Source organism: Streptomyces muensis, from assembly GCF_021474425.1.
In the GTDB taxonomy this organism is placed as follows: domain Bacteria; phylum Actinomycetota; class Actinomycetes; order Streptomycetales; family Streptomycetaceae; genus Streptomyces; species Streptomyces muensis.
This window is the reverse complement of sequence record NZ_JAKEIP010000017.1, coordinates 18,016-38,474: the sequence shown is the minus strand read 5'-3', so window position 1 is coordinate 38,474 and position 20,459 is coordinate 18,016. Positions and strand designations below refer to the sequence as shown.

General features: G+C 70.3%; 21 protein-coding genes and 1 pseudogene. 8 read left to right on the top strand and 14 right to left on the bottom strand.

What is annotated here, in order from left to right; translation table 11 throughout:
* Positions 1 to 64: 64 nt before the first annotated feature.
* Entirely contained in the window at positions 65 to 1,225 is a 1,161-nt protein-coding gene (locus tag L0P92_RS07195; protein ID WP_234761678.1) for a lactonase family protein, read from the top strand.
* A gap of 40 nt (positions 1,226 to 1,265) precedes the next feature.
* Here the strand turns inward: L0P92_RS07195 and L0P92_RS07190 are convergent, their stop codons facing one another.
* Positions 1,266 to 2,477, bottom strand: a complete 1,212-nt coding sequence (locus L0P92_RS07190) for a PucR family transcriptional regulator (protein WP_234761677.1) — start codon at positions 2,475 to 2,477, stop codon at positions 1,266 to 1,268.
* Positions 2,478 to 2,840: 363 nt separating this feature from the next.
* On the opposite strand from L0P92_RS07190, the gene L0P92_RS07185 reads away from it, so the two are divergent.
* Positions 2,841 to 3,686 carry a DUF4394 domain-containing protein gene (locus tag L0P92_RS07185; protein ID WP_234761676.1) on the top strand — a complete coding sequence of 282 codons (846 nt, stop codon included), beginning with the start codon at positions 2,841 to 2,843 and terminating at the stop codon, positions 3,684 to 3,686.
* A gap of 92 nt (positions 3,687 to 3,778) precedes the next feature.
* Here L0P92_RS07185 and L0P92_RS07180 read toward each other — a convergent pair whose 3' ends face one another.
* Positions 3,779 to 4,915: a PQQ-dependent sugar dehydrogenase gene (locus L0P92_RS07180; RefSeq protein WP_234761675.1), complete on the bottom strand. Its 1,137-nt coding sequence runs from the start codon at positions 4,913 to 4,915 to the stop codon at positions 3,779 to 3,781.
* Between the two features lie 437 nt (positions 4,916 to 5,352).
* Entirely contained in the window at positions 5,353 to 6,591 is a 1,239-nt protein-coding gene (locus L0P92_RS07175) for an RNA-guided endonuclease InsQ/TnpB family protein (protein WP_234761674.1), read from the bottom strand.
* Positions 6,592 to 6,754: 163 nt separating this feature from the next.
* On the opposite strand from L0P92_RS07175, the gene L0P92_RS45865 reads away from it, so the two are divergent.
* The 4 genes and pseudogenes from L0P92_RS45865 to L0P92_RS45940 all read left to right on the top strand — a co-directional run bounded on the left by L0P92_RS45865 (position 6,755) and on the right by L0P92_RS45940 (position 8,609).
* Positions 6,755 to 7,108 carry a glycoside hydrolase family 78 protein gene (locus tag L0P92_RS45865; RefSeq protein ID WP_443732573.1) on the top strand — a complete coding sequence of 118 codons (354 nt, stop codon included), beginning with the start codon at positions 6,755 to 6,757 and terminating at the stop codon, positions 7,106 to 7,108.
* Positions 7,087 to 7,251: a glycoside hydrolase family 78 protein gene (locus L0P92_RS45860; protein ID WP_443732572.1), complete on the top strand. Its 165-nt coding sequence runs from the start codon at positions 7,087 to 7,089 to the stop codon at positions 7,249 to 7,251. Before L0P92_RS45865 ends, L0P92_RS45860 begins: the two co-directional genes overlap by 22 nt.
* Positions 7,252 to 7,285: 34 nt before the next feature.
* A pseudogene (locus L0P92_RS45945) lies at positions 7,286 to 7,768 on the top strand (ATP-binding cassette domain-containing protein); the annotation flags it as partial.
* A gap of 154 nt (positions 7,769 to 7,922) precedes the next feature.
* A complete protein-coding gene (locus tag L0P92_RS45940; RefSeq protein WP_308289646.1) occupies positions 7,923 to 8,609 on the top strand; it encodes a hypothetical protein in 687 nt (228 codons plus the stop codon).
* 31 nt (positions 8,610 to 8,640) lie between these two features.
* Here the strand turns inward: L0P92_RS45940 and L0P92_RS07165 are convergent, their stop codons facing one another.
* On the bottom strand, positions 8,641 to 9,315 hold the full coding sequence (locus L0P92_RS07165) for an SMI1/KNR4 family protein (RefSeq protein WP_234761673.1): 675 nt from the start codon (positions 9,313 to 9,315) through the stop codon (positions 8,641 to 8,643).
* A 158-nt stretch (positions 9,316 to 9,473) separates the two neighbouring features.
* Between L0P92_RS07165 and L0P92_RS07160 the strand changes: the two genes are divergently transcribed.
* On the top strand, positions 9,474 to 10,448 hold the full coding sequence (locus L0P92_RS07160; protein ID WP_234761672.1) for a GNAT family N-acetyltransferase: 975 nt from the start codon (positions 9,474 to 9,476) through the stop codon (positions 10,446 to 10,448).
* A gap of 66 nt (positions 10,449 to 10,514) precedes the next feature.
* Here the strand turns inward: L0P92_RS07160 and L0P92_RS07155 are convergent, their stop codons facing one another.
* From L0P92_RS07155 to L0P92_RS07145, 4 genes are all read right to left on the bottom strand, one after another.
* A complete protein-coding gene (locus L0P92_RS07155; protein ID WP_234761671.1) occupies positions 10,515 to 11,369 on the bottom strand; it encodes a DUF4407 domain-containing protein in 855 nt (284 codons plus the stop codon).
* The gene (locus L0P92_RS45935; RefSeq protein WP_308289645.1) at positions 11,359 to 11,973 is read right to left on the bottom strand and encodes an RNA-guided endonuclease TnpB family protein; all 615 of its coding nucleotides are present in this window, start codon (positions 11,971 to 11,973) and stop codon (positions 11,359 to 11,361) included. The genes L0P92_RS07155 and L0P92_RS45935 overlap by 11 nt, the downstream gene beginning before the upstream one ends.
* A complete protein-coding gene (locus tag L0P92_RS45930) occupies positions 11,963 to 12,601 on the bottom strand; it encodes an RNA-guided endonuclease TnpB family protein (protein WP_308289643.1) in 639 nt (212 codons plus the stop codon). Before L0P92_RS45930 ends, L0P92_RS45935 begins: the two co-directional genes overlap by 11 nt.
* 187 nt (positions 12,602 to 12,788) lie before the next feature.
* Positions 12,789 to 13,274, bottom strand: a complete 486-nt coding sequence (locus tag L0P92_RS07145) for a Crp/Fnr family transcriptional regulator (protein ID WP_234761670.1) — start codon at positions 13,272 to 13,274, stop codon at positions 12,789 to 12,791.
* Between the two features lie 166 nt (positions 13,275 to 13,440).
* Here L0P92_RS07145 and L0P92_RS07140 point away from each other — a divergent pair, with 166 nt between their 5' ends.
* Positions 13,441 to 13,917 carry a hypothetical protein gene (locus tag L0P92_RS07140; RefSeq protein ID WP_234761669.1) on the top strand — a complete coding sequence of 159 codons (477 nt, stop codon included), beginning with the start codon at positions 13,441 to 13,443 and terminating at the stop codon, positions 13,915 to 13,917.
* A 41-nt stretch (positions 13,918 to 13,958) separates the two neighbouring features.
* On the opposite strand, the gene L0P92_RS07135 is transcribed toward L0P92_RS07140, so the two are convergent.
* From L0P92_RS07135 to L0P92_RS07110, 6 genes are all read right to left on the bottom strand, one after another.
* A complete protein-coding gene (locus tag L0P92_RS07135; protein WP_234761668.1) occupies positions 13,959 to 14,555 on the bottom strand; it encodes a TetR/AcrR family transcriptional regulator in 597 nt (198 codons plus the stop codon).
* A 171-nt stretch (positions 14,556 to 14,726) separates the two neighbouring features.
* Positions 14,727 to 15,296: a hypothetical protein gene (locus L0P92_RS07130; protein ID WP_234761667.1), complete on the bottom strand. Its 570-nt coding sequence runs from the start codon at positions 15,294 to 15,296 to the stop codon at positions 14,727 to 14,729.
* Complete coding sequence (locus tag L0P92_RS07125; protein WP_234761666.1) at positions 15,293 to 16,798, bottom strand: ATP-binding protein; 1,506 nt, start codon at positions 16,796 to 16,798, stop codon at positions 15,293 to 15,295. The genes L0P92_RS07130 and L0P92_RS07125 overlap by 4 nt, the downstream gene beginning before the upstream one ends.
* The gene (locus L0P92_RS07120; RefSeq protein ID WP_234761665.1) at positions 16,795 to 17,478 is read right to left on the bottom strand and encodes a response regulator; all 684 of its coding nucleotides are present in this window, start codon (positions 17,476 to 17,478) and stop codon (positions 16,795 to 16,797) included. The genes L0P92_RS07125 and L0P92_RS07120 overlap by 4 nt, the downstream gene beginning before the upstream one ends.
* Positions 17,479 to 17,501: 23 nt before the next feature.
* On the bottom strand, positions 17,502 to 19,154 hold the full coding sequence (gene murJ, locus L0P92_RS07115; RefSeq protein ID WP_234761664.1) for a murein biosynthesis integral membrane protein MurJ: 1,653 nt from the start codon (positions 19,152 to 19,154) through the stop codon (positions 17,502 to 17,504).
* A complete protein-coding gene (locus L0P92_RS07110) occupies positions 19,151 to 20,347 on the bottom strand; it encodes a lipid II:glycine glycyltransferase FemX (RefSeq protein WP_234761663.1) in 1,197 nt (398 codons plus the stop codon). Before L0P92_RS07110 ends, murJ begins: the two co-directional genes overlap by 4 nt.
* Between the last annotated feature and the right edge of the window lie 112 nt (positions 20,348 to 20,459).

Here is a 20,459-nt window from a genome sequence, read left to right as displayed (position 1 = left end):
TCCGAGCCGCCGAGGAGCCGGAGGACGTCGCGGGCACCGGGCGAGGTCCAGGACGCGGCGGATCGTGATCGGCGGCAGTGCTCTCGCCACCGCCGCGGCGGCCACCGTGGCCGTGTCCCTGGCCTCGGCGAGCCAGTACGGGACGTCCGGAGCGGACACCGGTCGTGCCGTCTTCGTGCAGGGCAACGAGCTGAACGGGAACACCATCCGCGTCTTCGCCCGGGACGGCCAGGGCAGGCTGAGTCCCGCCGGCACCTATGCCACCGGCGGCCGGGGCGGCGACCAGGTCGACGCCCCCACGGACTCCCTCGCCTCCCAGGGCTCCCTCGTCCACGACGACGCCTCCGGGATGCTGCTGGCGGTCAACGCGGGCAGCGGCACGCTGACCTCCTTCCGCGTCGAGGGAACGAAACTGACGCAGCGGCGAGTCCTCGACACCGGCGGCGAGTTCCCCTCCAGCATCGCGGTGCGCGGCAAGGTGGCGTACGTCATGAACGCGGGCGGCGAGGGCAGCGTCCAGGGCTTCCGGATCACCAGGCAGGGGCTCGTGCCGATGCGGGGGTCCTTCCGCTCTCTCGGGCTGGACAACGAGGACGTACCACGGTTCGACACCTCGCCCGGCGAGGTCGAGATCACCCCGGACGGCCGTGCCCTGGTGGTCACCACCAAGGGGAACAACACCGTCGAGGTGTTCCCGTTGAAGAGGAACGGCCTGCCGGCCGTCGCCGAGCCGGTCGTCAACAAGTCCGCCGGCAACGTGCCGTTCGCGATCAGCTTCGACGGCTCCGGCAGCCGGATGCTGGTCGCCGAGGCCGAGAAGTCCACGGTGAGCGTCTACAAGGTCCGGCACGACGGCAGGCTGAAGGTCCTCCAGCAGCCGCTCGCCAGCGGCCAGGAGGTCCTGTGCTGGCTGGAGCGCGCGGGCGACTACTTCTACGGCGGCAACACCGGCAACTCCACCGTCACCGGCTACCGCATGGACAAGCACGGACGGCTGTCCCTGACGAACGAGGTCGGTCTCGCCACCCCGCCGTCCTCGAAGTCGCAGGGCGTGATCGACATCGCCGTGACCAAGGACGCGAAGTTCGTCTACGTCCAGAACGCCACCTCCGGAACGGTCGACGGCTTCCGTGTCGAGAAGAACGGATCCCTCACCAAGGTCACCACCGTCGAGGGCCTTCCCCCGTTCGACGAGTCGGGCATGGAGGGCATCGCCGCGACGTGACACGCCGGGCACGCGTCTCCGCTGCGGATGATCGCCCGGTTCAGTGCCACGCTTCCGACAGGCGCCGTGTGACGACCGAGCTGAAAATGCGCACGCCGCGCGTCGAGCCGGGGTCGACGCCGGTGAGCTCCCGCACCCGGCGGAGGCGATAGTCCAGGGTGCGGGGGTGGACGTTGAGGGCTGCCGCCGTGGTGCCGCGGTGCATGTCGTGGCGGTAGTACGCGTCCAGCGTGACAAGGAGGTCCGGACCGGGCCGCAGGCTCCGGCTCACGGCGTGGAGCCATTCGTCGACGAACGGCGCGTCCGCGACGGCGAGTTCGACGAACACGTCCGACACGGTGAGCGGCCGCAGCCCGGCGGACGCCCGCCGCAGCGGCGCCGCCCTGCTGATCCGCCGGGCCAGGTCGAGGGCGTCGGCAACCTCGGACAGCGGTGAGATGGCGGTGCCGACGGCGCAGGGGTGACCGAGAGCCTGGGCGAAGTCCCGTACGAGAGCGGATACGAGGTCGGGCAAGAGGTCGGGAGCAGGGTCGGGTACGGAGTGCGGCTGTGCGGGAATCAGGGCGATCAGCTCACCGCTCCTGCTTCCCCTGCCCGGGCACCACATGATCGGCGCTTGGTGGGTTTTCACCAGCGCCTCGATCTCGCTTTCCAGATCGTGCTCGCCGACGGGACGGTCCGGCACCCGGATCACCGTCACCGCGCAGTGCTCGGGAAGTTCCATTCCCAGTGCCGAGGCGAGTTCCGCCGATATGGGATCTCCGTTCAGCAACGACCTGGCCAGCAGGGCTGCCTGCTCGACGTACGGCAGCCGGTGTCGCAGCGCCGTCACGAATCCATGGCTGTAGGCACGGATACCGCGTTCTCCCTGCGGGGCGAACCAGCTCATCATCCGCATGAGTTCATCCACGCCACCGCGCTGGGCCTCGGTCGCTTCGTTGATCTCGCGCAGCATGAGTGAGGTGTGCAGTCGCAGGACCCGCTGCCGTGCGTCCAGCGACATCCCCGCTGCGGCCCGCGACTCGCCGATCGCGGCGATGTAGCCGAGGTCGTCGTCGCTCAGTTGGCTGTTGTCCGGGGACAGTTCGATCGTGCGGCGGCGCAACCACAAGGCGTACTCCAGCGTTTCGGCCCGCGCCCGGGAGTTCGTGCCGAGGAACCCGAACTCCGGAATCTCGCGCGCGTACGCCTCGACCTCCCGGCGCGCGTTGGCATACGCCTGCCGGGCCAATTCGGCGAAGAAGCTCCCCATGGGCGCGAGCATCCCATTCCGGCCGAAGAAGTCGGCAGGGTAAATCCGGACGGCATTCATCACTGTGCGCACATCGGAGACGACCGCGTCTGGGGCACTTTGTCACAGTGCGCAAAATCCCTGGATCGGGGCATTCCCATCGCCTGTTCCACTTGTGGAGACACTGTGAACTGGCCTTAATAGGAAACGCGTACCGGCCCGTGGGGGAACACCACGGCAATCATTCCGGCCACCGCTCCGGATCAGCGCGGGAATCGGTACGGGAATCTCTCATCTGCGCGCCTCAATGGCGCTTGTTCAAACGGGAGGGACACACCGATGAAAGCAGGAACAAGAAAGAGAGTCGCGGCGGCGGTCGCGGTCATGGCCACGTCGACAGCGCTCATGCTGAGCGCGCCGGGCAGTGGCTCGGCCGCTCCCGCCGCCGCTCCCGGCCTGCGCGCGTTCGGCATCACGGGTGACGGCACCCAGATGGCCACGTTCACCACCGACCGCCCGAACGTGCTCGACTGGGTCAGGGACGTCGTCGGGCTCAGTGGCGACACGGCTCTGATCGGCATCGACTTCCGGGTGCAGAACGGCCTGATGTACGGCGTCGGCAACCAGGGCGGCATCTACACGATCAAGACCCCGCCGGCCACCACGGACGTCGTGATCACCAAGGTGTCCCAGCTCCAGTACACGCTGCACGGCACGAACTTCGGCGTCGACTTCAACCCGGCCGCCGACCGGCTGCGTGTGATCAGCGACAACGGCCAGAATCTGCGGCACAACCTCAACGACCACACGACCATCCAGGACCTGAACCTCACCACCCCGCCGATCGAGGGCACGACCAAGGGCGTCTCCGCCGCCGCCTACACGAACAACGACCTCAACGGGGCCACCGGGACCACGCTGTTCGACATCAACACGACCGGCGATCAGGTCGTCATCCAGTCCCCGGCCAACAACGGCACGCTGGCGCCGACCGGCAGCCTCGGCTTCGACGCGCAGATCAACGCGGGCATGGACATCTTCAGCACCCTGTCGGGCGGCAAGACGGTCGGCAACGCGGCCTTCGCCGCTGTCACCGCCTCCGGCGCCAACAGGCCGTCCCTCTACAGCGTCAACCTCTTCACCGGCGAGGCCACGCTCGTGTCCGACGCCGTCACGTCCAAGTTCCCCCTGAACATCACGGACCTGGCCATCTCCCTCACCGGCAGCTGAGCCCTTCCCGCAGGTCACTGGCTCGCCGCGGCCCGGTTGCTCCCGAGCCGCGGCGAGCCTCGTGGTCCTTCGAGCACACCCTGTGGTGGTCGTTACGCCGGGTCGATGCGGGAGACGCTGCCACCCAGGTCGAGCACGTACAGCTCGCCCTTGCCGCCCTGCACGAACGAGACGACGCTGCCGCCGTCGACTCCGAGGTCGCTCACGCCGGTCACCTCGCCGTTCTCCATCCGCAGCGCACGGACGGTGCCGTCGCAGTAGTCGCTGAACACGTACTGACCCTTGAGGTCCGGGATCGCCTCGCCCCGGTAGACGTATCCGCCGGTCACCGAGCAGCCCGGCCCGCTGCGGTCGTACTCGTGGATCGGCGGTACGTGGTTCGCGGGCTCCGTGCCGCCCCGGAAGGGATGGTTGCCCTCCATCTGGTTCCAGCCGTAGTTCTCGCCGCCCTTGCTGGATGCCGGGGCCCAGTCGATCTCCTCCCAGGCGTTCTGGCCGACGTCCCCGATCAGCAGGTCGCCCGTGCCCGCGTCGAAGGAGAACCGCCAGGGGTTGCGCAACCCGTACGCCCAGATCTCGTCCCTCGCGTTCGGGTCGTCCACGAACGGGTTGTCCGGCGGGATCGCGTACGGCTTGGCGCCGCTCGGGTCGATCCTCAGCAGCTTGCCGAGCAGCGTGTCGAGGTTCTGCCCGTTGCCGTGCGGGTCACCGCCCGAGCCGCCGTCGCCGAACGCGATGTACAGGTAGCCGTCGGGGCCGAACGCGATGTCGCCGCCGTTGTGGTTCGCGTAGGGCTGTGTCTGGGTGAGGACGGTGCGCCGGGTGTCCGGCTGGATCCTGCCGTCCCGCATCGCGAACTCGTCCACGGTGCTGGTGCCTTGGAGGTTCGTGAACGAGATGTAGAAGTGCGCGAACTCCTTGTCGAACGCGATGCCCAGCAGGCCGCGTTCGCCGGTGTTGGTGGTCTCGCTGGATATGTCGAGGACGGGCTCGCCGAGCCCCTGATCGTCCAGGACCCGTACCTTGCCCGCGCGTTCGGCTATCCAGACCGTGCCACCGGGACCGGCGGCGCCGGCGGTTGGATTCTGGGCCGTGGCCATTTCCTTGAGCACGACCTTCGCTGCCTGACGTGGGGAGCTGAGCTCGTCGGCGGACGCCGTGGTCAAAGCGAGGGAAGCGACGAGGCAGAGGGTGCCGATGATCGCCGAGCTTCTGGTGCGAACTTTCACCGTGATCCTCCTAGAGGCGGCGAACGGGGGAGATCACCCGGCTGCCAGAGGCAGAGACAGAGACAGGCGGGTGACGTCCACACCGGAACGCAAGCCTGGGGGGTGGGGGGATGGTGGTGCGCTACTGGCCACTGGTGAGGCTACCGGGACAGGGGTTGTTGAAATAGACCACAACTCCGCCACCGCCGCCGCTCCTCCAAGACCCGCGACTCCGGCTCTCCGGCCGCCCTGACCCCTCCTCCCGCCTGAATCACCGCTGTCACACACCTTGTTGGGGTGGCTTCACGTCCCTAGCATTCTCCGGCAAAGGGAAGTTTGAATCGTTTCACCACACGGTGCTGTTGTCCAAAAGGTTCTGTTGTCCAAGACGACACGATGAGCGAGGAACGCGCATGGACCAGTTCTGGAACCGGAGACTTTTCGTCAACTACCCGGCGCTAAAGCGCCGGGCTTGCGCAACGGGCACCACTGGCGGTGATGCTGCGTTCGCGTCCAGCCCCGTCCCGCTGGCGCGGTGGTGGGGCAGGGGCCGTTGACGGGGCCCCGCGTCGCCACAACTCCCACGCACGGGCGCGGATGTTGCGGGAGCCATTCCGGTCTGCGTGATCAACGAATCCGCAGGACCGGCACGCGAACCAGGCCTGCGAGACCCGGTTCGCCCTGTCGATGTGCCCGCACTCGGCGCAAGTACGCGAGGTGTACGCCGGGTCGACGTACACCACCGGCACTCCCGCCCGGCGGGCCTTGTACGCGATGAACTGCCCCAGCTGGGCAAAGGACCAGCTGGAGTGGGTGGCCCGTTGGGGCTTGCGGAGCCGTACCCGTTCGCGGATGCCCGTCAACTCTTCCAGGGCGATCCCGCGACCGGTGCGTTCTGCCTCGGCCACCACGTGTTTCGCGATCTTGTGGTTGATGTCCTTCGCCCGTCGCGCCTCCTTGCGCCTGCGTTTCTTCAACCGGCGCCTGGCGGAGGGGGTGTTCATCTTCTGGAGTCTGGCGCGCAGGATCCGTTCCCGGGTGCGGGCGCGATTGATCTCGCGTCCGGCCATGATCTCGCCGTCGGAGGTGGTGGCGATGTTGACGATGCCCAGGTCGACGCCGAGGAAGTCGTGCGGATCGGTGTCCTGCTCGGGCTCGGGGACCTCGCAGGTCGCCAGGAGGAACCACTTGCCGCCCCGGTACACCAGATCGGACTCGCCCTTGCGGTACAGGGCCAGCGTGGCCAGCTGCTCCGCAGAGGCGGTGAAGGCCACGTCCTTGATGCGCCCGGCCACGGTCCAGACCGAGACCCGCCGCCCGGCGATCAGCCAGGACAGCATCCGGTCGTCATACGGCTGCGCCCCTTCCGACCGGAAGACGATCGGCTTCTCGGTGGCCTTCCGGTACCGCTTCGAGCCGGGCCTGCCCAGATTCCCCGCCGTCAGGTTCGCCTTCAGCGTTGCGTACGCGTCACACGTCTTCTTGATCACGTGTTGGGCGGCCTGCGCCCCCAGCCCCCACCTCGCCCTGACCTCGCCGTAGGTGTGCTCACGCAGTGCGAAGTGCCGCTTCACGTCCTTCTCGAACGCCACACCGCTGGCCCAGGTGGCTGCCTCGTTGCAGGCGCGCAGAGTCGCCTCAAGCGCCGCCGCCTGCTGGGGTGTCGGCAGCACTCTCACCTGCACGGTCAGCTTCACGATCACCCAACGTACACACACGTACGACCACCCACCGCACGTTCCCGCTTGATCACCCGACCGGGTGAACCCGTCCCCCCCGGCTCCGCGGAGACGACACCCGGCCGCCCTGCGGCCGAGTACGGGCAGCAATACCGCGGCGCCACGCGCCGCGAGCACGAGGATGCGATTCCTCCCAGGGCCAAAGCCCCGCAGTTCCTCGCAAGAACAGGCTGAAACGCACGACCGCGGGCGCGAGAGCCGGGTTCACCGCATTGTCCAGCAGCCCGGCGGAGGCCGCGGGCACGCCGGCGCGGGGCCCGCGGGACGACGCGTCGGAGCACTCCGCGTCGAGCGGACCGCTGTCGAGTACGTCGAGCAGGTCCTCGGCACCGACATCGAACGCCCCCGGCTCAGCTGGGAGTTGTCGGCTCCCGGGCATGGTGCCAGGCAGAGCGCCGATCAGGTCCAGGTGGCCCTCGCCTCCCTAGAAGGCCGGTCTAGGACTCGGGGAAGGTGGCATCCGACCGCAGTGTGAGCGTCCCCTACGAGGGGCCCGAGCTGCGTTCCCGTACTCGCTACCACCGGCGGGTCCGGGTCTGGGACGGCGCCGGTCGGGCGTCCCGCTGGGGCGAGGTCCGCTGGTGGGAGACAACGTTGTTGCAGGCCGGCTGGCGATGACGTACGCCTTCGGGGTACGCCGTTTCCTGTCCAAGTGGCTGGGCGATCTCGCCGACAGCCGGACGGGCGAGGACGCGCTCACCATCCCGTTGACCTACTTCGTCAACTACCTCGACAGGCGGCTGCGCGAAGGCCCGCGCCCCGGGATCCTGCCGGCTCCGGCCGAGCCCGACCTGCCCAAGACCCCGCTCCAGCCCGCCGGAACCGAACGAGGAGAAGGCCGACGCCCCCCTCACTCCCGCCGCCGTACAGGTTCGGCCTCAGCAAGAGCTACGGCGCCGTCCCCGTCCTGCACGACATCGACCTCGAAGTGCGGCGCGCCGAGACCCTCTGCCTGATCGGTCCCTCGGGCTCCGGCAAGTCCACCCTCCTGAAGTGCCTCAGTCTGCTGGAGACGCCCAACGCCGGTGAGATCTGGCTCGGCGAGACCTGCCTGACCGCGCCGCACGCCGACGTCGACGCCGCCCGCGCCCGTATCGTCATGGTCTTCCAGCGCTTCAACCTCTTCCCGCACATGAGCGTCGAGCGCAACGTCACCCTCGCTCTGACCTCCGTCAAGGGCATGGGCCGCGAACAGGCCCGCGGGCTCGCCCGACACCACCTCGACGAAATCGACCTCGCCGCCTTCCGGCCAGCGGCCCGGGCGGCTGTCCGGCGGGCAGCAGCAGCGCGTGGCCATCGCCCGCGCGCTCGCCATGGAGCCGGAGCTGACGCTGTTCGACGAGGCCACCTCCGCGCTCGACCCCGAACTGGTCAAGGACGTGCTCGCCGTGATGCGGGATCTCGCGTCGGGCGGCATGACCATGGCCGTCGTCACCCACGAAATGGGCTTCGCCCGGGAGACCGCCGCCTGCGTCGCCTTCATGTGCGACGGCCGCATCGCCGAGACCGACACCCCCGACCACCGCGGTGGGGGCGTCGTCCCCGGGGCCCGCGCCCCCACCACGTACTACTCGATGGTCCAGCCGACGCTGCCGACACCCGTGCTGAACCAGGCGCAGGTGGCGGAGGACTGGTCGTACTGGCCCGGCTTCAGGGTCACCCAGTTGCCGGAGACGTCGGGGGCCCGGCCGCAGACGACCTCGGCGCGGAAACGGATGGTGCGGTCGCTGTTGTTCGTGCAGCTGGCGATGCCCCGGTCCGTGTCGACGCCGTGGACCGCGCCACGACAGTCGACCGAGCCCGCGGCCGACGCCGGGGCGGCCATGGCGCCGACGGACAGGGCCACCGCCGAGACGGTGGTGGCCAGACCTGCGGCGAACATCTTCTTACTGCGGTTCATTCGCGTGCCCCCGAGAGGTTGCGGTTTGCGTGTGCCGACCTCAGTGAAGGGCACGAGGGCGGCCCCGGGTACCTGACGTCTGTCAGGGTGCACAGGCCCTGGCCGGCCTAGCGGCCACGCCGTACGACGGCCTCGGTCTTCTCGACCCAGTCGAGGTACCAGTCGGCGAAGCCGACCTGCCCGAGGGGACCGATCCGTCCGTCCCCCGCACGCTCGTCGACCCACACCTGCCCGCGCTGTGGGCCGGACACGACCAGCCAGTCGAAGTAGCCGCACCCTTCGTGGCTGAGGCACACAGCGCCGGACAAGAGCCAGTCGGACAGCTTCTCGTCCTCCTCCAGCCAGGCGCGGTAGGCCGCGTCGAAGGCTGCCTCGCCCTCGAAGTCGGACGCGACGGGCTCTCTGCGCTCGTGCTCGGCCTGAGCACGCATGCTGTCTTCCACATCCGGGCAAGGGAAGCGCAGTCGCTCGTGGCGGGTGCCGCCGCCGGGGTCGCTCCACAGCCACCCGGCATCTGTGCGAGACAGGGTCGTGAGTCCATAGAAGGGTCCAGCACCGCCGGCGCCGACTTCGAGAAGGAAGGCCCTGTAGTCCGCAGGCAGCGAGACACCCCACTGAGCCTCTGCCTCGGCGACCTCCGCCTCTGACAGCGGATCGGCGAGCCGGAAGTGGTGTCCCGTACCCCCGTACATGTCCCACGCCCCGAAGACCTTCCGCGCCTTGTCGGCACGGGCCAGGGCCTCCACCCGCTCTCGGACACCGTTCCAGATCATCGCCCCCATGAACCGAAGCGTAGGCCAACGGATCAATGCCGGGCGCGCACAGCCAATCCGTGACGGGCGGTCTCCGGCATCAGGAGGCCCGGCGGGCCTGACCTGTCGCTTCGCCCGCGGCGCGCGTCCGTGGTGCGATGGAACCGGGGGCGGAAAGGAGAGCGATCATGCCCGCAGCGAAGCACACCAGTGTCGCCGCCCCCGTGTCGGTCCGCCCGCTGGTCGAGTCGGACCTGGACCGGGCCGACGAGATCTTCAGGGTCGCCTTCGGGACCTTCCTCGGGATCCCCGAGCCCAAGACGTTCTTCGGGACCGCCGACTACATCCGCACCCGCTGGGCGGCGGATCCGCACGCGGCCTTCGCGGCGACCGTCGAGGGCGAGGTCGTCGGATCGAACTTCGCCGCCGACTGGGGCAGCGTCGGGTACTTCGGCCCGCTGACCGTACGACCGGACCTGTGGGACCAGGGCATCGGCAGGCGCCTCATGGAACCGGTCATGACCTGCTTCGACACCTGGGAGAACCGCCACCTCGGCCTGTTCACCTTCTCGCACAGTCCCAAGCACCTCGAGCTCTACCGCCGGTACGGTTTCTGGCCCCGGTTCCTCACGGCCATCATGAAGAAGCAGGTCACCGTCAGCGCCGCGGTCCCCGGCCGGGTGCTGTACGGCGAGCTGACCGCCGCCGAGCGGCCCGACGCCCTGAGCCTCGGTCGCGCACTGACGGGGGCCGTGTACGAGGGCCTGAGCCTGGAGCGCGAGATCGTGGCCGCACAGGCGCAGGGCCTCGGTGACACCGTCCTCCTCCAGGGCCCCGGCTCCGACCTCGACGGCCTGGCCGTCTGCCACTGCGGAGCGGGGTCGGAGGCCGGTGAGGACGTGTGCTTCGTCAAGTTCGGCGCCGTACGCCCTGGCCCGGGCGCCGCGGCGCGGTTCGAACGACTGCTGAGCGCGTGCGAGCAGCTGGCCACCGAGAAGGGGCTGGGGCAGCTGGACGCCGGAATGAACCTGGCCCGCCAGGACGCCTACCGGCGCATGGTCGACCGCGGTTTCCGTACCTGGCTGCAGGGCGTGACCATGCACAAACCCAACGAACCCGGCTACAGCCACCCGGACGCCTACGTGATCGACGACTGGCGCTGAGTCCCCGTTCGAGGGTGGCGTGCCCCGACGGGCGGCACGCCACCGGGTTGGTTCGAAGCGTCCTGTTCAGACCCGTCGCGTCCGCAGCAGCCGTTCCATCCTGGCGTCCAGCTCAGCGCGCTCGTCGGCCGTGCGTTCCGCCTGGGCGACCCGGTACCGGTGTTCCAGGGCCTGCATGCGGTCACCGGTGTCCAGCTCGACGTGGTGGCGCTGCACCCCCTGCTCCATCCGCGCGCACTCGTGCCGTACCTGGAGTTCCTCGGCGTGCAGCCGGCGGCTGGCCTCGAAGCGGGCGCCGAGGAGGGTGTCGTACATGGTGCTGCCGCTCATGAACTTGGCGAGGACGGGCAGGGCGTCGAAGCCCAGGAGCAGCAGGTGCAGGACGACCGTCAGGAACAGTGCGAAGCCGTCCGATCCGGCGACCTCCTTCAGGCCGTGGGCCCGGGTGAGGATGCCGTCGGTGTCCAGGTCGGCCGCACGTTCGCGCGTCTTGGTGTCGATGGTCCGCTGGAGCAGCGGCTGGTAGGTGTCGGCGGCGCGGTTCTTCTTCTCCGCCAGGGTCTGCCCCTCGGCCCGCAGCACCGCCAGCTGCTTCTCGTACGTGTCGATCTTGCTGGTCTCGCGGTAGGACGAGGAGTCCTCGCGGGCCCGTTCGCAGGTGATGGTGACGTCCCTGACCCCACCCCGCCAGATCCAGTTGTCCCGGCCGCACAGCCGCTGCTCGGTGGCCATCTTGTCCTTGAGCGTGCCGTTGAGCGACGCGACCTGCGCCTCCAGCTCCTTCGTACGGGAGGCGTTGCTCGCGGTCTGCTCGGACAGCTCCGCCGGGGAGCCGGGGATCTTGAGCTGTTGACTTGCTCTCCGGGCTGAAGCCCGGAGATTCTGGCCTTCTCGATCAGTTGCTGTGCCGCTACGCGGCACGGGGTTCGCTCGGGAGTCCGTGGCTTCCTGTTTCTTCGCGCTGTGCCGGGATTGCTCCTGGTCTTACCGGCGCTCCGCAGGCCGATACCGCCAGTCCGGCGGCCGTCTTCACGTTGATCGCGGCGTTGGTGTCCCGGTCGTGGACGGTACCGCAGGCGGTGCAGGTCCATTCCCTGACGCTGAGGGGTTTGGGTCCGTCCTTGACACCGCAGGTGGAACAGGTCTGGGAGGTTGGCTCGTACCGGCCGATCCTGACCAGGGTGCGGCCGTACCGCTGGGCTTTGTACTCCAGCATGCTGAGGAACGAGGCCCATCCGGCGTCGTGCACGGACTTGGCCAGCTTCGTGCGCGCGAGTCCTTTCACCGCCAGGTCCTCCACGGCGATCCCTTGGTTCTCGGAGATCAGCTTCGTGGAGAGCTGATGGTGGAACTCGCGACGTGCGTCGGTGACCTTGGCATGGGAACGGGCCACCTTCACCCGGGCCTTGGCACGGTTCCTGGACCCCTTCTGCTTGCGGGCCAGCTCCCGCTGGGCCTTCTTGAGCTTCTTCTCCGCACGCCGCAGGAAACGCGGAGAGTCGATCTTCGTGCCGTCAGAGAGCACCGCGATGGGGGTACCCCCTCTGGGGGAGAGTGAGGCCGAGATCGATGCCGATGGTGCGGTCGGTCTCGGGCATCCGTGTCGCGTCAGCGGCGGGGTCGGTGTCGATGGCGAACGAGGCGAAGAACCTTCCGGCCGCGTCCTTGATGACGGTGACCGAGGAGGGCGCGGCGGGCAGGATACGGGACCATTTCACCTTCACCGCGCCAATCTTCGGCAGGTTCAGCTTCCCGCAGGCGGTGAGCGACCAGCGGGCATTGGCGGTGAAGCGGATCGACTGCCGTGTGTCCTTGCGGGACTTCATGCGCGGCTCACCCACCCGCGCCCCCGTGCGCTCACCCTTGAGGGAGGCGAAGAAGTTGGCGTAGGCGCGCTCGCAATCGCGCAGCGCCTGCTGCAACACGACCGCGGAGACTTCGCCCAGCCAGGCCCGCTCAGGCCGCCGCTTCGCCTCGGTGATCAGCAGGCGGGACAGCAGACCGAGCTTCGGATACGGAAGATCCTGGGCGTGGGCCTCACGGCGGGCGCGGACGGCGTCGTTGTAGACGACACGGGCACAGCCGAACGCCCGCCCCAGTGCGGCCTGTTGACCACTGGTGGGGTAGAGACGGAAGGCGTACCTGAGCTGCACGACAAGGACGCTACACGCGTGGACCAGGAGTCTTCAGCGCAAAGATCCATATTGATCGATATCAGGTCTTCGTCGCACATGTTCGCAATATTCGCGACCATGTTCTGGGAGGGAGTGCTCGCCGGTCCGTTCCCCCATCCCTCCGCGATGAAGCCTGAGTAGTCGCACCCCGGACGACAGGTTCCCTTCACCTCCGGCGTGAACACAGGTGCGCTGCGATTGAATCCCGGTAGCCGCGGAAGTCCAGCCGGCGGCGGTTGGCCCAGCGCAGCCGGTCGGCGATGATCCTGGTCAGCGCCACCGACACCTCGGGCCGCCGCATCAGCAGCTCGTGCAGTGCGCCGGACTGCACGACCCGGGTCGTCATCGGACCGCAGGCCGTCACGGTCGCCGAGCGCGGGGCCGAGCCGTCCACGGCCGCCATCTCGCCGACGGTGTCACCGCCGACGCGGACGGCGAGCAGCGAGGTCTCGCCGTTCTCCACGCGCGCCGTCACCTTGGCGAAGCCGGAGAGCAGCAACAGCACATGCCGGTCGGTCGCCCCCTCGCTCAGCAGCACGTCCCCGGCTTCGAACCGTTTCTGCACGCCCAGTTCGAGCACTTCCTGCCGCGCCTGCGGCGCCAGCACCCCCAGCAGACTGCGCGCGGGCCATTCCACGGAGCTGTACGGCATGAGCGGTCCCCCTGACGGTTCACCGAACTTGCGAAATCCTGCCCGCTCCCACTCCTCCCCGCGACCGATCCACGCAATGTGGCCGTTGGTCCTAGTGCTTTCTTCCGAGGCGCGCTGCGCCAGGAGACCGATTCGCGGGCGGACCGGCGTCCATAGTGTGAGGCGCATGAGCGATGCAGCGCGCCCGACCTCCCGTGACCGGGCACTGAACGTCGTCCGGGGCTATGTGGACCGGGACGGCATCGCGGTCCGGGACGCGATGGACGGTCTGGAGGCGGGCGGCTCGATCGAGGTGTACGCGATCCTGAACGGTCTGCTGCGCTCCACGATCAGCATCATGGAGCTGACGGGCAGGCCGTGGACGCTGGACGAACTGGTGGGCCGGGCCGACGAGCTCGCCGCCTCGGCCCCGCCGCACTACGAGTTCGCCGTGGGTGAGGCGACGCGGGCCTGGGCCAGTGGTGACCAGTCGGCGATGCGGGCGGTGTCGTGCCAGGACATCGCGGGGGCCGTGCACATCACGGCGGTGGGGGTCGCCGTTCTGGGGCTGGCCCTGTGGGGCGAGGCCGGATTCCTCGCCGTTCTCAAGGAGTTCCACGAAGCCGCCACCGCGCTCGTCGACGATCCGTCCACCGGAGTCTGACCACTGCGACCGCCGCGTGCGGACGCGCTGATCACCGGCGTTCAGCGTGCGTCGGCTCCGGTGACCCGTCGTACCAGGTCCGTCCAGGTGCGCCGCAGGCGCTCGGTGCCGGCCTGACGCTCGCCTCGCAGGTAGTCCATGGTCTCCAGGTCCGTGAAGGCGAGCAGGGCGTGGGCGAGCAGGTCGTGGTCGCCCTCGACGCCCGCCTCCGCCAGGAGGGAGGAGACGTGGTGGTGGAAGGCCCGGCCGTAGTGCGAGGCCTGGCGGCGTTCCACGGGGATCTGGCGTCCCAGTGCCGGGCCCAGGTCGGTGGGGTCGGCGATGCGCTCGATCAGGGCGCGACCGAACGCCGTCAGCCGGTCCGTCGCCGGTGCTCCCGGTCCCAGCGGAGGGGGACCGAAGGTGTACGCCTCGTGGAACTCCCCCTCGACGTCGTCCAGCAGGGCCAGCAGCAGGCCGTCGCGGTCGCCGAACCGGCGGAAGAGCGTGCCCTTGCCCACGCCGGCCACCTGCGCGACCTCGTGCATCGTCACGTGCTCGGCACCCCGCTCGGCCACCAGCCAGGCCGCCGCCTCCAACAGCCGGGCCCGGTTGCGGGCGGCGTCGGCGCGCTCCTCGGCGGGATCGTCCGGCGTCACCGATCGCTCCGCGGGCGGGTGCAGCCGCTGCCGGGCATCGGTCGCTCCCCTCGGGGCGTCACGCGCGTGATCGTTGCTGATCGCCAACGCTAGCGACGCGTTCCGGGTCAGGGACCCGACCGCAGCCCGAACCGCACTCGGCTGATGGACCTAAGCCGCGGCAAGGACGGGTCAGTCACCCGTCTCGGGCAGCGAGGTGCCGCCGGGGGCGAGTTGGCAGGTGCCGGATCTCGATGTCCCGTCCTGTCCCCGCAGTTCCACGACGATCTGGCCGTCGGCGTCCTGACTGTAGGCGATCGTGCAGGTCAGCTGGCGTAGTGCGGTGTCGTCCAGGGGCTTCAGGGCGATCGGCAGGTGGGTCGTGACCCGGCCGTTCGCCGCGGGTTCGACCTTGACGGTGTCGCCGCGGCCGAGGGTCGGCAGAGCTGTGGTCAGGCCGGCGGCCCGGTCTTCCTCCCGGGGGCCGGCGAGCAACGCCGAGACGACCTTCTCCGTCGGCACCGGGCCGGCAGTGTCGGCGGAGGGCGACCCCGTCGTCCGGATCACGGTGCTCAGTCCTCCGTCGGGGGAACGGAAGAAGAGCAGCATGTCGTAGTCGCGGTCGAGGAAGGCCTGGAAGCTGGCGGGGCCGCCCGCCTCGATGACGTCGGTCTCCTGGATCCCGCAGCCGCCGAGCAGCGCCACGGCCGCCGGTACGGCGACGAAGGCCGCGGCTCCGCGGCGCCCGCGCGCACGCCTCATCCCCCGGCCTCCTCCGCGTGCAGCGGGATCTCGACGGTGAAGACGGCTCCGGACCCCGGCAGGTTCCCGGCGCGGATCGTTCCGCCGTGCAGTTTCACGTTCTCCAGGGTGATCGCCAGGCCCAGTCCGCTGCCCGCCGAGCGGGTGCGGGCCGCGTCGGCCTTGTAGAAGCGGTCGAAGATGTGCGGGAGGGCCTCGGGGCGGATGCCGGGGCCGCTGTCCGTGACCTCGGTGACCAGCACCGCCCTGCCCTCGGAACTCGCCTCGGTGCGCAGGCGTACGGTGACGGGCGCGCCGCCGTGCCGCAGGGCGTTGCCGACGAGGTTGGCGATCACGAGGTCGAAGCGGCGCGGGTCGAGACGGGCGCGGATGCCGTCGGGGAGTTCGGTGCGGATCCGGGTGTCGGTCCAATGGCGGTTGTCGAGAGTCTTGCGGATGGTCTCGGCGACGTCGACCTCGTCGGCGTTCAACTCGGCCGCGCGGGCGTCGAAGCGGGAGATCTCCATCAGGTCCTCGACGAGCACGGCGAGCTTTCCGGTCTCCGCGCTGACCAGCCGGACCGCGCGGGCGGTGTCGGCGTCCAGGTGGTCGGCGTCCTCGTCGAGGACCTCGGTGACGGCGAGCATCCCGGCGAGCGGGGTGCGCAGTTCGTGGGAGACGTCGGAGGCGAAACGGCGGGCGCGGGCCTCGGCGTCGCGCAGTTCCCGTACGGAGTGGTCGAGTTGGGCGGCGGATTCGTTGAAGGTGTGGGCCAGGTCGGCCAGTTCGTCGCTGCCGCGCACCGGGATCCGGGTGTCGAGCCGGCCGCTGCCCATGCTGCGGGCGGCCTCGCGCAGTTCGCGCACGGGGCGCAGCACGCTGCGCGCGGCGATCAGGCCCGGTATCAGGGCGACGGCGAGGCCGGGCAGGGCACCGTCGCGGGCGGCCATCAGGAGGGCGTCGACGTTGACCTGTTCGTCGGTCATCCGCATGACGGCGTACAGGACGAGTCCGCTGGGCACCAGGCTGTACGGGCCGGTCTTGAAGACCATGGGCATGGCGATGGTCAGATAGGGCACGCCGTCCTTGACGACCCGCTCGAAGCTGCCGTGCGGGTCGGCCCGCGCGGCGCGGCGCAGTTCGGGTGTGATGACGGTGGACTCGGCGTTCTCGCCCGAGGAGGCGCGGACCGAGCCGTACTCGGCGAACACCACCCAGGGATGCGGCTTTCCCCTGCGGGCGATGTCCCGCAGGAGCGCGTCCAGGTCGTCCCCGCCCTGCACGGGCAGCGCGAAGGCCGTCTGCTGGACCTGGTCGCGGAACGACGTGACCGCCGTGTCCTGGGCCGTCTGGAGCACGGCGTTGCGGGCCTCGCGGTAGGTCAGCGCGGCCGTCGTGCCCGCGCTGACGGCGGCGACCAGCAGGAACGCGAGCAGCAGACGGGTGCGCAGCCCGAACGCCCTGGCCCGCCGCGACCGCCGGGCGCCGGTGCCGCCGGTACTGCCGCCGGTGCCGGTGCTCACAGCGGACCGAAGCGGTAGCCGAAGCCCCGCAGCGTCTGGACGTAGCGCGGGCTGCCGACCTGGTCCTCGATCTTGCCGCGCAGCCGGGCGACACAGGCGTCCACCAGCCGGGCGTCGCCGTGGTAGCTGTGGTCCCAGACGTGCTCCAGCAGCTGCTGTCTGCTGAACACCTGCTCGGGGGCGGCGGACAGGTGCAGCAGGAGCTTGAGCTCCGAGGGCGCGAGCGCCAGCGGCCGGCCGGCCTTGGCGACGGTCAGTCCGACGCGGTCGATGGTGAGTTCGCCGTGCACCTCGATGTCCGGCCGGCCCGCGCCGCCGTCGTCCAGGCGGCGCAGTACGGCGCGGATGCGGGCCTCGATCACCTCGGTGCGGGCGGGCTTGACGATGTAGTCGTCGGCGCCGGCCTCCAGGCCGATGACCACGTCGAAGTCGTCGCCGCGCGCAGTGAGCATGATGATCGGCAGCTGGCTGCGCTCGCGGACCCGCCGGCAGACCTGGACGCCGTTCATGCCGGGCAGCATCAGGTCCAGCAGGAGCAGGTCGGGGCGGAACTCGGCCATCGCGGCGAGGCCGGCCTCGCCGGTCGCGGCCGCCCGTACCTCGTGGCCGCGGCGGCGCAGACCGAGTTCGACCCCCTCGCGTACGGAAGGGTCGTCCTCGATGAGGAGCACGCGGGACATCGGCGGTTCTCCCTCGGTGGTGGTCAGGGGCGGGTGCGGGTGCGGGTCGCTCCGCGGCGTACGCCGTCGAGCAGCGCGAGCAGTTCGGTCAGGCGCAGCGGTCGGGCGAGCAGGGCGAAGGTGAGGACGACGGCGGTCGCGCCGGCAACCGTGGAGACCATCGCTCCGGCCGGTGCGGTTCCCAGGACCGCGAAGTGGCCGAGCACGGTGGCGGGGACGGCGGCCAGCAGCAGCCGTACGTGGGCGCCGGCGGCGGACGAGCGCAGGGGGCGGTCGACGCCGAGGCGACGGGCCAGCACCCGGCCGGTCAGCGCCCAGCCCGCGCACAGCGCCAGGGAGTACCCCGCCGCCATGCCGGTCACGGCCCAGCGGGCCGGCAGCAGTTGGGCGGCGGTCAGGGACAGTCCCGCGTTGAGGGTGACGATGACGAGGTTGAGCAGGAACGGCGTACGGGTGTCGGAGAGCGCGTAGAAGGCGCGGGAGAGGACGTACTGGCCGGACAGGGCGATCAGTCCCGGCGCGAAGGCCATCAGGATCCCGGCCATGGCGGCGGTGTCGGCGGCGCTGGTCCTGCCGTGGCCGAAGACGAGGGCCATCACCGGCCCGGCGAGGGCGAACATCGCGCAGGCGGCCGGGACGACGGCGGCGGCGCAGACGCGCAGCGCGTGGGAGACGTCGCGGCGTACGGCGGCGGTGTCCCCGTCGGCGGCCGCCGCGCTCATCCGGGGCATCAGCGCGGTGACCACGGAGACGGTGATGATGCCGTGCGGTACGACCCACAGGGCGTAGGCGTTGTTGTAGGCGCCGTATCCGGGGCCGCCGTCGAGGCCCGCGGTGGTGGCGAGGCGGGTGGTGACCCAGTAGGCGGCCTGGTTGGCCAGGACCAGCAGCACCAGCCAGCCGGCCGCGCGCAGCGGGCGGGTCAGTCCGCTGCCGCGCCAGTCGAAGCGCGGGCGCCAGCGGAAGCGGGCGGCGCGCAGGGCGGGGACGAGGGCGAGGGCCTGGGCGGCGATGCCGGCGGTCGTGCCCCAGCCGAGGACGGCGGTCTCGGTCGCGGTGAGGGTGTCACCGCCGCCCAGGGACAGCGCCAGGTACAGGCCGAACACGACCATGACGACGAGGTTGTTGAGGACCGGCGCCCACATCATCGCGCCGAACCGGCCGCGTGCGTTGAGCACCTGCCCGAGCAGCGTGAAGAGCCCGAGGAAGAAGATCTGCGGCAGGCAGTAGCGGGCGAACGCGGTGGTCATGGCCGCCTGTTCACCGGTGTAGTCGGTGTAGACACCGATGATCGCGGGCGCGGCCCAGACCGCGGCGGCGGTGATCGCGAGCAGGGCGGTGACGCAGACGGTGACCAGCCGGTCGGTGTACGCGGCGCCCCCGTCGTCGTGTTCCTTGGCGGCCTTGACCAGCTCCGGCACGAAGACGGCGTTCAGCGCGCCGCCGAGGAGCAGCATGTAGACGATGGTGGGCAGGGCGTTGCCGACCGCGTAGCCGTCGGGGACCGGCCCGATGGTGCCGATCGCCGCCGCGACCACGGCCGAGCGGGCGAACCCGGTGGCCCTGCCGACGACGGACCCGGCGGCCATGACGGCACTGCCGCGCGCAGCGGAGGAGTTCGGAGCAGCGGGAGAGGCCGGAGAGTCCGCGGAGGCCGTCTTCGTGGTCTGCCTCATCGGCGGTTCAGATACGCCTGGAAGGCGCGGTAGAGCGTGTGGTTGGCGCTGCCGGCCAAAGGCCTCTCCCATTCCCCCAACGTCTCGACGACGTGTCCCCCGGTGCCGAGCTTCCACCGCAGCAGTCCGTACGCACGTTCGTCCGGATCGAGTGTGGAGGGTACCCCGCGCATGTCGTAGACGTCGGCGCCGAGGGCGTGGGCGTCCTGGAGCATCCGCCACTGAAGGGCGTTGGAGGGGCGGACCTCGCGGCGGTGGTCGGCGGAGGCGCCGGTCTGGTACCAGGCGCGCCGGCCCACCGTGATCAGCGTGTGGGCGGCCAGGATCTCCCCTCGGTGCCGGGCCAGGTACAGCTTCATCCGGCCCGGTTCCTCGGCGTTGAGGGCCGCGTACTGACGCTCGTAGTAGGCGAGCGAACGGCCGAGCCGGAAGCCGTCGCGCCGCTCGGTGATGCCCAGCAGCCGGTAGAACTCCGGGAGTTCGGCCGCGCTGCCGACCACGACCTCCACGCCCTCCTTCTGGGCCCGGCGGACGTTGCGCCGCCACTCCTGGTTGAGCCCGCTCCACAGGTCCTGTGTGCCGCGTCCGGCGAGCGGTACGTGGAAGACGTGCCGGGGCTGGGCGTCCCCGTCCGCCCCGGTGCCGTCGTCGCCGCAGCGCCGCCAGCCGCGGGCCCGCAGCCGCTCGGCGACGGCGGTGCCGAGCGGGTCGACCTCACTGGCCAGGACGTCGCCGAGGCGTCGGCCCGGGCCGGTGAGCGGCTTGAGCAGGGCGGCGTCCCAGCGCCGGTAGGCCGGCGAAGGGCCGATGCGTACGGCGAAGGCGCCGGTCCGGCGCAGATGGTCCAGCAGCGGGTCGAGCCAGCCGTCGATGTCGGGGTCGGTCCAGTCGGCGACGGGTCCTTCGGGGAGGTAGGCGAAGTACTTGCGGGTGCCGGGGAACTGCCGTAGCAGCACCAGGGCCACGCCCGTCAGCGCGCCGGCCTCCGGATCCGGTCCCCAGCCGAGCAGTTGGGCGCGCCAGCCCTCCTTGACGTCGGCCCAGGAGGGGCATTGCAGGAATCCGGCGCCGAGTGCGGCACCTTCGGGGGACGCGAGGAAGGCGCGGTAGGTCTCCGCGGTGACGGGGCGCAGGGCGAAGCCCCGGTTGCGTGCCTGGCACACGCGGCTGGGCGGCACGAGCAGAGCTGACACGGTCTGAGCCTCTCCTTCTCCCCGGGCCGGTCGCGGGGACACACAGGAGGCTCACAGCGGTCCATGACCGCTCCGTCCGGCGAATGTGACCGGACCATGACGGTTGCGCACC